This window comes from Methylomonas sp. 2BW1-5-20 (assembly GCF_052474515.1).
On sequence record NZ_CP184127.1, the window covers coordinates 44,834 to 57,424 of the forward strand.

Consider the following 12,591-nt stretch of genomic DNA (forward strand, 5'->3'; position numbering starts at 1 on the left):
ACATTATAAAGTGTAACGGCGGCCGCAGCCTGAATTAAAAAATAACTGATTAGTCAGATGCTTGGGCTATATTTGCTAACCATTGCCTAAACTTTTACCGGCGGACTTATGTGCAAGTCGTTTATTTTTACGGTTTTCTGCGCGCTGATGCTCACTGTCAACTCTGCTTACTGTCAGTCGGCATCCGTTTCGGCCGGCACCGAAGAAATACAGGTATTGATCGACGTATCCGGCAGCATGAAACAAAACGATCCGGACAATCTGCGCATTGAGGCTAGCCGTTTGTTGGTCAATTTGTTGCCGGACGGTGCCAAGGCAGCATTTTGGCTATTTGCCGAAAAAACAGCACCGCTGTCCGCGACCGATGCCGTCAGTTCTGCGTGGAAACAGCAGGCCAGCAAAGCGACTGCCAATATTCATTCCCGCGGTTTGTATACGCATATCGAGGATGCGATTCAGACCGTGCTCAGCCAAGGGTTTAGCGGCGGCGGCAAAAAACATCTGATTTTGTTGACCGATGGTTTTGTCGATATTTCCAAAGACATCATGCAAAGCGCGGATTCCCGCGAACGCATTCTCAGCGAATGGATACCCAAGCTGCAGCAGCAAAACATCCAGGTGCAAACCATTGCGCTGTCGGAACAGGCCGATAAGGAGTTATTGGAGAAACTGGCGTTCGAAACCGGCGGCTGGGCGGAAACAGCGCAATCGGCTGAGCAACTGCAGCGGGTGTTTTTAAAAATGGCGCAAAAAGCCGCGCCGAAAGAGACTTTGCCGCTGACCGATAACAAATTTAACGTCGATAGCGGGATTCATGAGTTTTCGGTGCTGGTGTTTAAAAAGCCGCATGCCGCGCCGACCCAGTTGCTGGTACCGGACGGCAAGAAGCTCAGTAAGCAAAATATGGTCGCCAATGTGTCGTGGTTGGAAAGTCAGGCTTACGACCTGATCACCGTAAAACAGCCCATGATTGGCGAATGGCGCTTGATTGCGGAGGTCGATCCCGACAACCAGGTGATGATAGTCACCGATTTAAAGCTGCAGCTCAGCGAAATTCCGAATTTCCTCGGCGAGAATGAAACTTTACAAGTAAAAGCGCATTTTACCGATAAGGATAAACTGATAGCCCGCGCCGATTTTCTGGGCATGCTGACCTTGGAAATTATCCAAGATCAGCAAGCACCCTCGAAAATGCGCGGTTTGACGGCTGAGCCGGGTTTTTATGAGCATAACGTCGAGCATTTGAGCTTGGGTAAACATTTGCTGAAAATCGTGGCCGACGGTAAGACCTTCAAGCGGGAAATTATTCACGAAATCGAAGTGGTTGCCACGCCTATCACGGTCGAGAAGCATGTGGATGCCGTTCAGCGGCAGGTCAGCTTAAAATTGCTACCCGATACCAAGCTGATCGACCCCGCCGGACTGGTGGTCAGCGCCGTAATTAGTCAGGGCGGACAGGCGCCGGAAACCCGCGAATTGGCTGGAAAAGACGGTGTCTGGACCCTGGATTTGGCCAGTTTGCCGCCGGAGACAATTACGCACGTCGCTTTCAATGTGATGGCCAAAGATCTTGAAGGTAAGCTGCTGACGCCGGCGATCAAACCCCTCAGCATTGACGACAGTTGGTTCGCGCCGGCGGAGAAATCCGAGGTGACGGCAGCGCCGGCGGTCACGTCCGAGCAACAAACTGCACCCGATCATGAGCCTGCAGGCGAGCATGCCGGAGAAGCCGAAACGGATCACGAGCAACATCCGCCGCCCGCCGAGCTTAAAACCAACTGGTTATTGGTTGGCGGCATTTTGCTGGCGATCAATGTGTTCTTAACCGTCGGCGGATTTTTTATTCACCGTTACCTGAAAAAAAGCCAAGCCGAAAAGCAGCGGCAGTTACTGGAGAGATTGTCATGAGCCCATTCGATTCCGTGGTGGTGATATTGGCGGGAGAGGCTTTGGCGTTCCTGACGCTATTGGTCATCGTGCTGTTTTTTATTTCGCGAAATCGACGCGGCAAGGAAATGGCGGAAATCGACCAATTTATCACCGAACTTGAGGAGCAGGCGATCGTCAAAAGTCGTTGGCTGGAACAGTTTTTGGAGGAAAGCTGCGGTTTGACGCCTGCAGAAATCGAGCCTTTATTACAGGAGGTAAACGCCTCGGAACGGGCATTGTTCGAGGGCGTGATCCGCTTGTTTTTAAATCGCGAGCTGGTGTTGTTGAATGAAATCGAGCAGCGTGTCGGCCAGCTAACCGAACCGTATCAGAATCTGTTGGCGACTCGCGGAACGGCCGCGCCGGCGCCGGTGGAGCGGGCGAATGAGTCGGGGCAGTCGAATCAATTGGCCGGTATGGAGCGGATTAACCAACAATTGGTGCGGCAGTTGGATAACGCAATGAAAACCATCGATGAAATGTCGGCCGAGTACACGCGGGTATTTAGCGGTAACCAAACCGCGTTGGAGCTGGAGAACAGCAGCAAGAAAATGCTGCAAATTTTTTACGACGCCGAGCGCGGTGTGCGCGAGAGTATTGAGGAGCTGGGCAAATGAGTCAATCGCTGTTGCTCATGTTGTTGGGAGAATTCTCGCTGGTATTGTTAACCGGGCTGATCGTATTGCTTGTCGTTAATCGACGAAACAAACGCCGACGGCTGGCCGGCATCGAAGAATTGTTGGAAGACATCAAGGATCGGCAGCCGCGGCGTGGTGATCGCTTAGCCTTGGCCTTAATCAGTAAACATCGCCTGGACGAGCAGGCGGCGCAGGAGTTGAGCGAAAATCTCATCGCAGCGGAAAAGCAGTTTTTGTATGGGTTTGTGGAACAGCAAATGCAGCAACAGGCGATCGGCGGTTTTTACGAAAATCTGTGCCGTTTGTTGGATAGTTATTTGGACAATATGCCTAAATCGAATGCGCAACCAGCGGAAGGGGAAGCGGATGTTGGAGCGGAAACGGCGGAGGTCTCGCCGGTGGCTGGCGATCAAGCGCCAGAGGCGGCAGCTGCCCCGCTGGAAGAAGGGCCGCCACCGCCGGATTGGGGTGATGTGTTCGATTAACGCGATTGCAAGGAAAGGCTGCTAGATTGCGGTAATTTCAGTGGTGAGCTGGTCGAGTAATTTGATGCCGGTCAGCTTGCTGAAAAAACTGGCGGAGCGTTTGGATATGCTGTCGCCGCCGTCTGTGCCGTGCTGATTTACGCTTTCGAATACCACAACTGAGTACTCGTCTACTGTATAACACAGTTTGCCCAGCGGTTTTTGTTCGCTTGGATCAACGATATCCCTGGGCGATTTCTGTGCGGTATCAACCGCCAGACACCAGCTCTTACCCGTAAGCGGCGGCAACTGCATGGTATGTTTGGTGTCGGACATGTTCAATATCACATGCAGATCCGCCTCGTCTTTCGCCAATGCGGCTAGGGTAAAGGCCAGGATGCGGGTGGCGGGATCGTCCCAGCGCGGCGCTTGATCGATCTCCAGGCCATGCCAGGTTATGTCGGCCATGTCCTTGCCTTCCATTTGCCGGCCGGTCAGAAAGTTCCTGCGCATCAGGGCTGGATGGCGTTTGCGCAACCGTATCATGTGTTGTACAAAATGCAGGACATCGGCGTTGTCCTTGGCCTTGTCCCAGTTTAACCAACTGAGTTCGTTATCCTGACAGTAGCAGTTGTTATTGCCTTGCTGGGAGTGCAGAAATTCGTCGCCCGCCAATAGCATTGGCACGCCGTGGCTGAGCAGCAGAATGGCGAAGGAGTTCTTTACCTTTTTACGGCGCAGCGCGGAGATAGCCGGATCGGGCGTCGGACCTTCCGCGCCGCAGTTATTGCTTAGGTTATTGCTGCAGCCGTCGCGATTGCCTTCGCCGTTGGCGGTGTTGTGTTTCTCGTTATAGCTGAACAGGTCTTTCAGAGTAAAGCCGTCGTGGCAGGTAACGAAGTTAATACCGCTGATAGGTAGCCGGTGTTGGTGCTGGTATAGATCGCTGCTGCCGCAAATGCGGGTAGCCACTTCACTGATAATACCGGTGTCGCCGCGCAGGAAGCGGCGGATCACATCGCGGTAACGGCCATTCCATTCTCCCCAACGATAACCCGGGAAATTGCCGACCTGATACAAGCCGGAGGCGTCCCAGGCTTCGGCGATTAACTTGGTTCTGGCCAGTTGTTCGGAAAGTTCGATGCCCCAGACCAATGGCGGATCTTGCAACACGCTGCCGTCTTCACTGCGCGCCAACGCACTGGCCAAATCGAAGCGAAAGCCGTCTACGTGCATTTCCCGCACCCAGTACTCAAGGCAACTGATGATGAAGTTGGTGACCAGCGGGTGATTAGCGTTGACGGTGTTGCCGCAGCCGGTGTAATCGTGAAACACCCGCTTGTCTTGTTTGTCCGTCAAATAAAAGCTGTTGCCGGTTATGCCTTTAAAATTGATGACCGGGCCGTCGGCGCCGGCTTCTGAGGTGTGATTGAACACCACGTCCATGATCACACCGATACCGGCCTTATGAAGTGCCTTGACCAGATCGCGGAATTCACGGATATGTGTGCCGTGCTCCGGCGTCACGCAATAGCCGGGGTGCGGGCTAAAGAAGCTGTGGGTGCTATAGCCCCAGTAATTTTTCAGGCCTAGATCCGATGTATGCGGCGGCACGTCTTGTTCGTCGAAGGCCATGATCGGCAATAGTTCGACATGGGTGATGCCTAATTTTTTCAAATAAGGGATTTTTTCGATCAGGCCGATAAAGGTACCGGGATGCTTAACCTTGGCCGAGGGGTGGCGGGTAAAGCCGCCGACGTGCAATTCGTAAATAATGGCTTTTTCGCTACGGATTGCCAGCGGTGTGTCGCCTTCCCAGTCGTAACGGTCGTCGACGACTACCGCGCGCATCGCAAACTGGCTGTTATCGCCGGGCAGGCAGGCGGCGGAACGTTTCCATAGCTTATCGCTGATAGCCCGAGCCCAGGGGTCCAGCAACAGTTTTTCCCGATCGAAGCGCAAGCCAGATTCTCGGGTATTGTCCGGGCCATCAATGCGCCAGGCGTACCAAATGCCGACCGGCAGTTCTTCCACAAACACATGCCAGGAGAAAAAGGTGTGGTGCTTCTCTTTCTGTAAGGTTATGACTTGTAAGGGTTTGTCGCTGTCTGCCTCGGAAAATAACAATAGTTCGACATTGGTGGCGTGACGGCTGGAGATGGAAAAATTGACGCCGCCCTCGCTTACCTTGGCGCCGTGCGGATAGGGACTCCCTGACTTTAAACTATATGGTTTGTGCATGCCCTTGACCGAGAAACTGTGAATTAGCGCTGATTTTACTGCATATGGGGGCTGCAGGCCTACGCCTTGCGTAAATAATCGACAACGGTTAGAGTCTACAAGGCCTGGCCGCGATTGCGGAATGCTGCGGAATATCCGTCGTAGACAGGAAAAACTTAAGTCACCCGACCCGTTAACGTTGCCAATGGCCTTTTCCTCCTCACAGTCTCAAGCCCGCAATCCGCTTTCGGCAGAGGAAATGCGGGCTATCAGCCTGGAGATTAGCCGCGGCTTTGCGCCGCGCCGTTTTAGAGCCGGCGCGGCGCGGCAGGCGAGTACCGGTTTTTCGCCGCAGGAACTGTTAAGTATCAGTCAGCAGATCAGTCGCGAGTTTGCCCCCCGGACCAAAGTTGCCGTCAGCGTTGCTACGGCCAAGTTGGTGGCCTTGCCGATCGATCCGGAACATTTGCATGTGTATTGGCAGCTCGACGAAGCGCAACCGCCGCCAGTTTCCGCCCCCTCTAGCGTGGTGGAGCCGGTTGAGAACCCGCAGCCATTGACCTTAAGGGTTTACAGTCAACCGGAAGCGAACGAAGCGGTATCCGCGCCGGCCGAGACCATTCGTACTTGGTTCGACGTGCCGGTCGCTGCAGAACGCAGTCAGCAGCAGATTACGTTACCGGGCGGCCACGCCTGCATGGCCGGTATTTACCAAGTGGCGATAGGCCGGCTAAACCAACAGCGGGAATTCAAAGCGTTGGCCTATTCCAATACTGCCGAGACAGCGCCGCAAATTTCGGCCGTTACGGAAAGGCTGTCGCCGACGATGGCGCAGTTTATAATACCGCCGTCCCAAGCGTCTTCGGCGCTTGTCGTAACCGCGTCCGGCCAAAATAAATAATTTCCTGATGAACAAAGGCTATCTCAGCATCGTTCTGCATGCCCATCTGCCCTATGTGCATCACCCCGAACACGACAGTTTTTTTGAGGAGAACTGGCTGTTCGAAGCGATTACCGAATGCTATTTGCCGTTGTTGGCGATGCTGGAGCGCCTGCATTACGATCAGGTGCCGTATCGGCTGACATTGTCTTTGTCGCCGACGCTGATGACGATGTTGCGCGACCCGTTGCTGCAAAACCGCTATCTGCATTATCTGCAAGGCAGGCTGGAATTGGCGGAGCGGGAGTTGGAGCGCACGCGCCGGCTGCCACAGTTTGAGCCACTGGCCCAATTGTATATGCAGTTGTTTCAGGATGCCTTACATCGCTATCAGCAACGCTATCAGTGCGATCTATTGACTGCGTTTCAACGGTATCAAAGCGCCGGTTCTCTGGAGTTGATTACCACAGCCGCCACGCACGGATTTTTACCCTTGTTGAATGTCAGTCCGGTGTCGGTGCGCAATCAAATCGGAGTAGGCATTGCCAGCTTCAAGAGCCAATTCGGCTTTGCGCCCAGCGGGTTCTGGTTGCCGGAATGCGGATACTACCCGGGCTTGGAACAAGTATTAAAAGCCGAAGGCGTCGACTATTTTTTCGTCGATACGCATGCCGTTCTGGATGCCGATCAGCCGCCGCATCACGGCGTATATGCGCCGCTGGATTGCGGAAACGGCGTGGCTGCTTTCGGCCGCGACCCGGCCTCGTCGCGGCAGGTCTGGAGTGCGGAGGAAGGCTATCCGGGCGACGGCGATTATCGCGAGTATTACCGCGACATCGGTTTCGACTTGCCCTTGGAATATATCGCGCCCTATATCCTGGACGGCGAAACCCGCATCAACACCGGCATCAAGTACTACCGCATTACCGGCGCCAAGCAACCTAAGCAGGTTTACCAGCCGGAACTCGCCAAGCTCAAGGCGCGCCGACATGCCGAGGATTTTATCTTGCGCCGGCAACAGCAAATCGATGTGCTAGTTGCGGAAATGCAGCAAGCGCCGGTTATCGTCGCACCTTACGATGCTGAACTATTCGGACATTGGTGGTTCGAAGGACCTTTATGGCTGGAGCAAGTGTTGCGTTTGGCGGCGAGTACCGAAAACGGTATCCAGACCGTCAGTTGCGGCGATTATTTGCAATTGCCTTTACAGCATGTGCGGGCCTTGCCGGCGGCCTCCAGTTGGGGCGAGCACGGTTATTCCAGTTACTGGTTAAACGAAAGCAACGATTGGATCTATCCCTTATTGCATAAGGCTGCAGCTGAAATGGAAAAACTGGCCGGCGATTTGCGCGGCTTCAGCGTCAGCGCCTTGCAGAAAAGGGCTTTGAATCAAGCGGCTAGATCGTTATTGCTGGCGCAGTCTTCCGACTGGCCGTTTATTATGAAAGCAGGCACGACCATAGACTATGCCCGCAAGCGTATTACCGACCATTTGGCCCGTTTCAATTATCTGCACGACGCGATCCGGAAAAATCGCATTGATGAACGCTATTTGACAGCGTTGGAAATCATGGACGATATTTTTCCGGACATTGATTTTCGCGCTTATGCCGCCTAGACCGTTCGCACTGTTCGGCACGCCGTCCAGACCTAACTCCGGGGGGAGCTATGGAAAACATCCAGTTGTTATATGTCGCCAATAAGGTGACCGGCAAAGCCGCCGCTTGCCAGCAGTCCCTGCTGTTTTTAATGCGGGTCGCGGACCTGGATTATCACAAGCAGGTGGAGGTGGTCTGGGCAGGGGAAGATGGCGTCTGGCAGTATTTGCCGGCGGTGTTCAAGCGCAAGGTGGATGGCGGGCTGGAAGATTGGCAGGCAGAGATCGTCTTTCCGCCGCAAGCGCATGCTGAAATACCCGGCGATATTCGTTTTGCGTTGCGTTTGCAAACCGCTGGCGGCGAATATTGGGACAATAACGAAGGCAGCGATTATTTTAGCGGTGCCGGTAGCGGCGGCAGATTGACTAGTACCGCGCAGGTGCTGCAGTTGACACACGCCGAGCGGCTCCAGGACGGGCAACATTCCCTGCCGATCAAACTCGCGGTCGATGTCGGATTGGCGATTGAAAAAGTCACGATACATTGGACTGTCGATAACTGGCAACATAGCCACACGACTACTTGCCGGCAACAATCCCTGAAAAAATCAGCCACTAAAGCCGGCTATGCCGGTCTGCACGTCGCTCAGCTATGGGGTGGACGGATCAAGGTGGCCGATGCGTTTCGCGTGCAATACAGTATCTGCTGCGAAAGCAGCGAGCAGACGCTGTGGGACAACAATGCCGGCCGAAATTATGATCTAAGCCGCACGCCGCTGCGTTTGCTGATTTTGAATCTGCATTGTTACCAGGAGGACGAGCAAGACCGGAAGTTCTGGCAAATCGCCAAAGCCATCGACGAACTGGAAGCCGATGTGGTCTGCCTGCAGGAAGTGGCGGAGTACTGGAATAACGGTCACGGCGATTGGCCGTCGAATTCGGCGAATATCATTAACAAACGCTTGGCCAAACCGTTTTACCTGTACAGTGACTGGTCGCACCTGGGGTTTGATAAATTCCGCGAAGGGGTTGCCATCCTCAGCCGCTATCCGTTGGCTGAGCAAGAAGCGCGTTACGTCTCGGAAAGCCGCGACGTTTACAGTATCCATTCCCGAAAAGTAGTCGCGGCGCGCATCAAGGTGCCCTATATCGGCGTCATCGATGTCTTCTCTGCGCATTTAAGTTGGTGGGAAGACGGCTTTCAGCAGCAATTTCAGCGGCTCTCGGCCTGGGCCGACAGTAAGCGCGATGCCGAGGTCGATGCCACTTTGTTGTGTGGCGATTTTAATGTCGCCGCCGGTTCGACCGGTTACCAATTGGTCGTAAGCAGCCATCAGTATGAAGACCAATATCTGGCGGCCAACGCTCCGGCCTTGTTTCAACAAATTTTTCGGGTGAACGATCCGCATTGGCGGGATTATCTGGCCGACGACTATCGGATCGATTACATTTTCATGGAGCGGGATAGTGGGCTGCGAGTCAGTTTGGCCAGGACCGTGTTCACCGCTCAGGATTACGGACCCGTGTCCGATCATTGCGGCTACCTGATGACGTTTGAGCCGCTATAGACTGAATCGCCTCGGCGATTTTACGATTGAATTTAAGCTTGTTTGACTAGGCAGCACCATATGCAAGTAGCAGAACACTATGCCAAACCGGTATTTGGCAAACTCGGCGGTTATTTTCAACGCGGCAACGATTTCCGGGAAACCTTCGACGTCCGTTGGGGCAAGATAGATTTCGACATGTCGCACGGCATTGCCGCCAATTTGAAAGTGGTACTGAAGGTGTATCGGGAGTCGATTTGCGAAACCTATATCGTCGACACCGATGCTTACGACGTGGAATGGGATAAGCACAAGCGCTCGACGCGCGATTTTTACGTGATGCCGAATTCCGGGCAGTTCGGCAAGATCAGCTGCATCAAATTTTCCTTTATCGTGCATTTGGGCGAGCATTCGATTGCCTCGCGCCACGATTATATTTTCATGGACGGCGACCAGTTGCGCGATAACCACCCGCAGCAACGCCATATTAACGAGCATTGGGCCACGCCTAACCATTTCCGTAGTTACGAACTGGACCCCGGCCAGTTGCAGAGCGATGTGGATTGGTACAACCATCATTTCGATTCCTTGCAACTCACGCCTAAGTTCACTAAGGGTCAGCAGTTTCATCCCTATCACCCCAAACGCTTTATTCACGATCATATCGACAAGGTAATCGCGGCCAAGCACAGTCAACCCGACCGCTTATGCACCATTAAAGTCAGCGTGGATTGCATAGACGACGGCGATTTTATCAACCACTTGATTCACGCCAGCCAGCAGGGCGTTTGGGTGCAATGCATCGTCGATTGGCGGAAGATGACGCTGACCAATAGCCAGAATTATGCGCGCCTGAAACGCTCCGGCATCGAACTGATCGGGGTGTTTTGCACACCCAAACACCACTTGATCGAAGTGGAACCGGACATGCACACCAAGTTCGTGATCTTCAACGATGACGACTGCATTATCGGTTCGTTCAACATCACCTTCGATCGTTGGTGGGCCAATTGGGAATCGGGGATGAGTTTTCATTCCAAGGGCGTCTGCCGCTTGCTGGATAATATTTTTCAGAGTCAGCGCGGCGGGGTAATCCAAAGGTATGGCGTCGATCCGCTAAGTCCGTTCAATTTGCTGTACACCTTCGGCCGGCAAACCATGGCTAACGGCCGCCCGTATCGCCCGCACCACGCGATATTGGCCGAAATTCATCGCGCCCGCCGTTCCTTGAAGTTGTGTCTGTTTTTGATCGGCGACTTGTTGGGCGATCATCACGACAGCGTGGTCAGTGCTTTGATTCAGGCCCGCGACCGTGGCGTGGATGTGCAATTGCTGTTCAACGGCCATCTGGCGCGGCAAGGCAAAATCGGCGTCGAGCGCAGCATGGCCGATGAACTGGCACGGCCCCTATTGCCGGCCGTACAACGTTTGCGCGATGCCGGAGTGCGCGTGGGATTGGTGTATGGACAGGACGATTTGCCGGTGCCGTATTCGCCTATTCACAGCAAATATTGCGTGATCGACGATTACATCGTCATCGACGGCAGTTTCAACTGGTACAACACCTCGGTGTTCTCCCACGACTTGATCGTCGTCGCCGCCAACCGCGATGTGGCGCAGCCGTATTTGTACGAGTTTGGCCAGATTCAGCGCTTGTTTAGGGTGTTTTATTGATGATGGCAGCTATTCCTCTCGAGCTAATTTGTGGGTGCTTTGCTTCGAGCCGGCGCTTAAATAGCGATATTTGAGCTTATGGCCAAAAAGCAAAAATCCGCCTACGTCTGTACCGAATGCGGCGCCGATTATCCCGGCTGGTCGGGACAATGCAATCAATGCGGGGCTTGGAACAGCATCAAGGAAGTGAAGCTGGGTAGCGGTAAAACCGCGCGCGATAATTCCGGTTATGCCGGCAGCCGTAGCGAAGTGCGTTTGCTGTCCGAAGTGAATCTGGCGCAAGCCGAGCGTATTTCGACCGGTCTGGCGGAGTTCGACCGGGTATTGGGCGGCGGCATCGTCACTGGCAGCGTGGTGTTAATCGGCGGCGCACCGGGTGCCGGTAAGAGTACTATTCTGCTGCAAGCCGTCGCGCATATTGCCCACCAAATGCCGGTGCTCTATGTCTCCGGTGAAGAGTCGTTGCAACAGATCGCCGAGCGCGCTCACCGCCTGCAATTGAATACCGCCGGCATCAAGATGCTGGCCGAAACTTCGGTGCAGCAGATTTGCCAGATACTCGATGAAGAGCAGCCCAAGGTGGTGATCATCGATTCGATTCAGGTGATGTACACCGCCGACTCCGATTCAGCGCCGGGTTCGGTATCACAGGTGCGCGAGTCTGCCAGCTATCTGACGCAATACGCCAAACGCACCGGCGTGTCGTTTTTCATGGTCGGCCACGTTACCAAGGATCAATCGTTGGCCGGGCCGATGACCTTAAGCCATATCGTCGATGCCCAGGTGGTGTTGTCGAGCACCGACGATTCGCGCTTTAGAGTATTGCGCGCCGACAAGAACCGTTTCGGCAGCGTCGGCGAACTGGGCTTTTTTGCGATGGAAAGCAGCGGATTGAAGGAAGTGAAAAACCCCTCTGCGATGTTTTTGTCCCGCGCGGAAAAGCCCTCGCCCGGCAGCGTGGTGACGGTGCTATGGGAGGGCACTCGGCCCTTACTAGTAGAAATTCAAGCCCTGGTTACCGAAAGCCAGTACGGCAATCCGCGCCGTTTGGCGGTGGGTTTGGATCAAAACCGGCTGGCGATGCTACTGGCTGTATTGTCGCGCCACGGTGGCATCTTTACCGGTAACGACGAGATTTACGCCAACGTGGTTGGTGGCATCAAGGTGACGGAAACCAGTAGTGATTTGGCGATCATGATTGGCGTGGTGTCCAGCCTGCGCGATCGCATCATTCCTTACGATACGGTTTTCTTCGGCGAGGTGGGTTTGAATGGCGAGATTCGCCCGGTTGCCAACGGTCATGCTCGCCTTAACGAAGCGGCCAAGCACGGTTTCAAACGGGCGATTATTCCGAAAAGTAATAAACCCAAGGATGCGGTGAAGAACTTGCAAATCCATGCGGTCAGCAATATTCAGGAAGCGTTGGCGGTGTTGGCGGATTTGTGACCTTGCACTGTTGCGGAATGCAGGGTTTGGGGTGTTTTTAAGCTTCATTCGCAAAACCGGCATGGGTGCTTGTCTCGCGTCAAGAATCTGACTGTGAATTCTCAGGGGCGGCAATAAATTGAATTTCTGGGTTTGAGTTTGCCGCTCATGGACAAGCTGATTTTTATAATGCATTGAAATATAAATATAAAAAATT

Annotated in this window: 9 protein-coding genes; 8 read left to right on the plus strand and 1 reads right to left on the minus strand. The window is 53.9% G+C overall.

All coding sequences use genetic code 11. From position 1 onward, the window contains the following. Positions 1–108 precede the first annotated feature (108 nt). The 3 genes from ACH50O_RS00215 to ACH50O_RS00225 are packed head-to-tail and all read left to right on the plus strand — an operon-like array spanning position 109 to position 3,052. The gene (locus ACH50O_RS00215) at positions 109–1,908 is read left to right on the plus strand and encodes a VWA domain-containing protein (protein WP_446810063.1); all 1,800 of its coding nucleotides are present in this window, start codon (positions 109–111) and stop codon (positions 1,906–1,908) included. Continuing rightward, entirely contained in the window at positions 1,905–2,546 is a 642-nt protein-coding gene (locus ACH50O_RS00220) for a hypothetical protein (RefSeq protein WP_446810064.1), read from the plus strand. The genes ACH50O_RS00215 and ACH50O_RS00220 overlap by 4 nt, the downstream gene beginning before the upstream one ends. Next, positions 2,543–3,052, plus strand: coding sequence for a hypothetical protein (locus ACH50O_RS00225; protein ID WP_446810065.1), 510 nt, complete (start codon positions 2,543–2,545; stop codon positions 3,050–3,052). Before ACH50O_RS00220 ends, ACH50O_RS00225 begins: the two co-directional genes overlap by 4 nt. A gap of 21 nt (positions 3,053–3,073) precedes the next feature. On the opposite strand, the gene glgX is transcribed toward ACH50O_RS00225, so the two are convergent. Continuing rightward, entirely contained in the window at positions 3,074–5,272 is a 2,199-nt protein-coding gene (gene glgX, locus ACH50O_RS00230) for a glycogen debranching protein GlgX (RefSeq protein ID WP_446810066.1), read from the minus strand. A 184-nt stretch (positions 5,273–5,456) separates the two neighbouring features. Between glgX and ACH50O_RS00235 the strand changes: the two genes are divergently transcribed. The 5 genes from ACH50O_RS00235 (at position 5,457) to radA (ending at position 12,395) form a co-directional block, all read left to right on the plus strand. Next, a complete protein-coding gene (locus ACH50O_RS00235) occupies positions 5,457–6,152 on the plus strand; it encodes a DUF4912 domain-containing protein (RefSeq protein ID WP_446810067.1) in 696 nt (231 codons plus the stop codon). 7 nt (positions 6,153–6,159) lie between these two features. Continuing rightward, on the plus strand, positions 6,160–7,749 hold the full coding sequence (locus tag ACH50O_RS00240) for a glycoside hydrolase family 57 protein (protein WP_446810068.1): 1,590 nt from the start codon (positions 6,160–6,162) through the stop codon (positions 7,747–7,749). Between the two features lie 50 nt (positions 7,750–7,799). Then, a complete protein-coding gene (locus ACH50O_RS00245) occupies positions 7,800–9,296 on the plus strand; it encodes an endonuclease/exonuclease/phosphatase family protein (protein ID WP_446810069.1) in 1,497 nt (498 codons plus the stop codon). Positions 9,297–9,356: 60 nt separating this feature from the next. Next, positions 9,357–10,949, plus strand: a complete 1,593-nt coding sequence (locus tag ACH50O_RS00250) for a phospholipase D-like domain-containing protein (protein ID WP_446810070.1) — start codon at positions 9,357–9,359, stop codon at positions 10,947–10,949. Positions 10,950–11,027: 78 nt separating this feature from the next. Continuing rightward, complete coding sequence (radA, locus tag ACH50O_RS00255) at positions 11,028–12,395, plus strand: DNA repair protein RadA (protein WP_446810071.1); 1,368 nt, start codon at positions 11,028–11,030, stop codon at positions 12,393–12,395. Positions 12,396–12,591 lie beyond the last annotated feature (196 nt).

What these genes read in the sequence shown, in the direction of transcription:
- ACH50O_RS00215 (WP_446810063.1), top strand. Translation starts at nt 109, where the DNA reads ATGTGCAAGTCGTTTATTTTTACGGTTTTCTGCGCGCTGATGCTCACT.
- ACH50O_RS00220 (WP_446810064.1), top strand. Translation starts at nt 1,905, where the DNA reads ATGAGCCCATTCGATTCCGTGGTGGTGATATTGGCGGGAGAGGCTTTG.
- ACH50O_RS00225 (WP_446810065.1), top strand. Translation starts at nt 2,543, where the DNA reads ATGAGTCAATCGCTGTTGCTCATGTTGTTGGGAGAATTCTCGCTGGTA.
- glgX (WP_446810066.1), bottom strand. Translation starts at nt 5,272, where the DNA reads ATGCACAAACCATATAGTTTAAAGTCAGGGAGTCCCTATCCGCACGGC.
- ACH50O_RS00235 (WP_446810067.1), top strand. Translation starts at nt 5,457, where the DNA reads ATGGCCTTTTCCTCCTCACAGTCTCAAGCCCGCAATCCGCTTTCGGCA.
- ACH50O_RS00240 (WP_446810068.1), top strand. Translation starts at nt 6,160, where the DNA reads ATGAACAAAGGCTATCTCAGCATCGTTCTGCATGCCCATCTGCCCTAT.
- ACH50O_RS00245 (WP_446810069.1), top strand. Translation starts at nt 7,800, where the DNA reads ATGGAAAACATCCAGTTGTTATATGTCGCCAATAAGGTGACCGGCAAA.
- ACH50O_RS00250 (WP_446810070.1), top strand. Translation starts at nt 9,357, where the DNA reads ATGCAAGTAGCAGAACACTATGCCAAACCGGTATTTGGCAAACTCGGC.
- radA (WP_446810071.1), top strand. Translation starts at nt 11,028, where the DNA reads ATGGCCAAAAAGCAAAAATCCGCCTACGTCTGTACCGAATGCGGCGCC.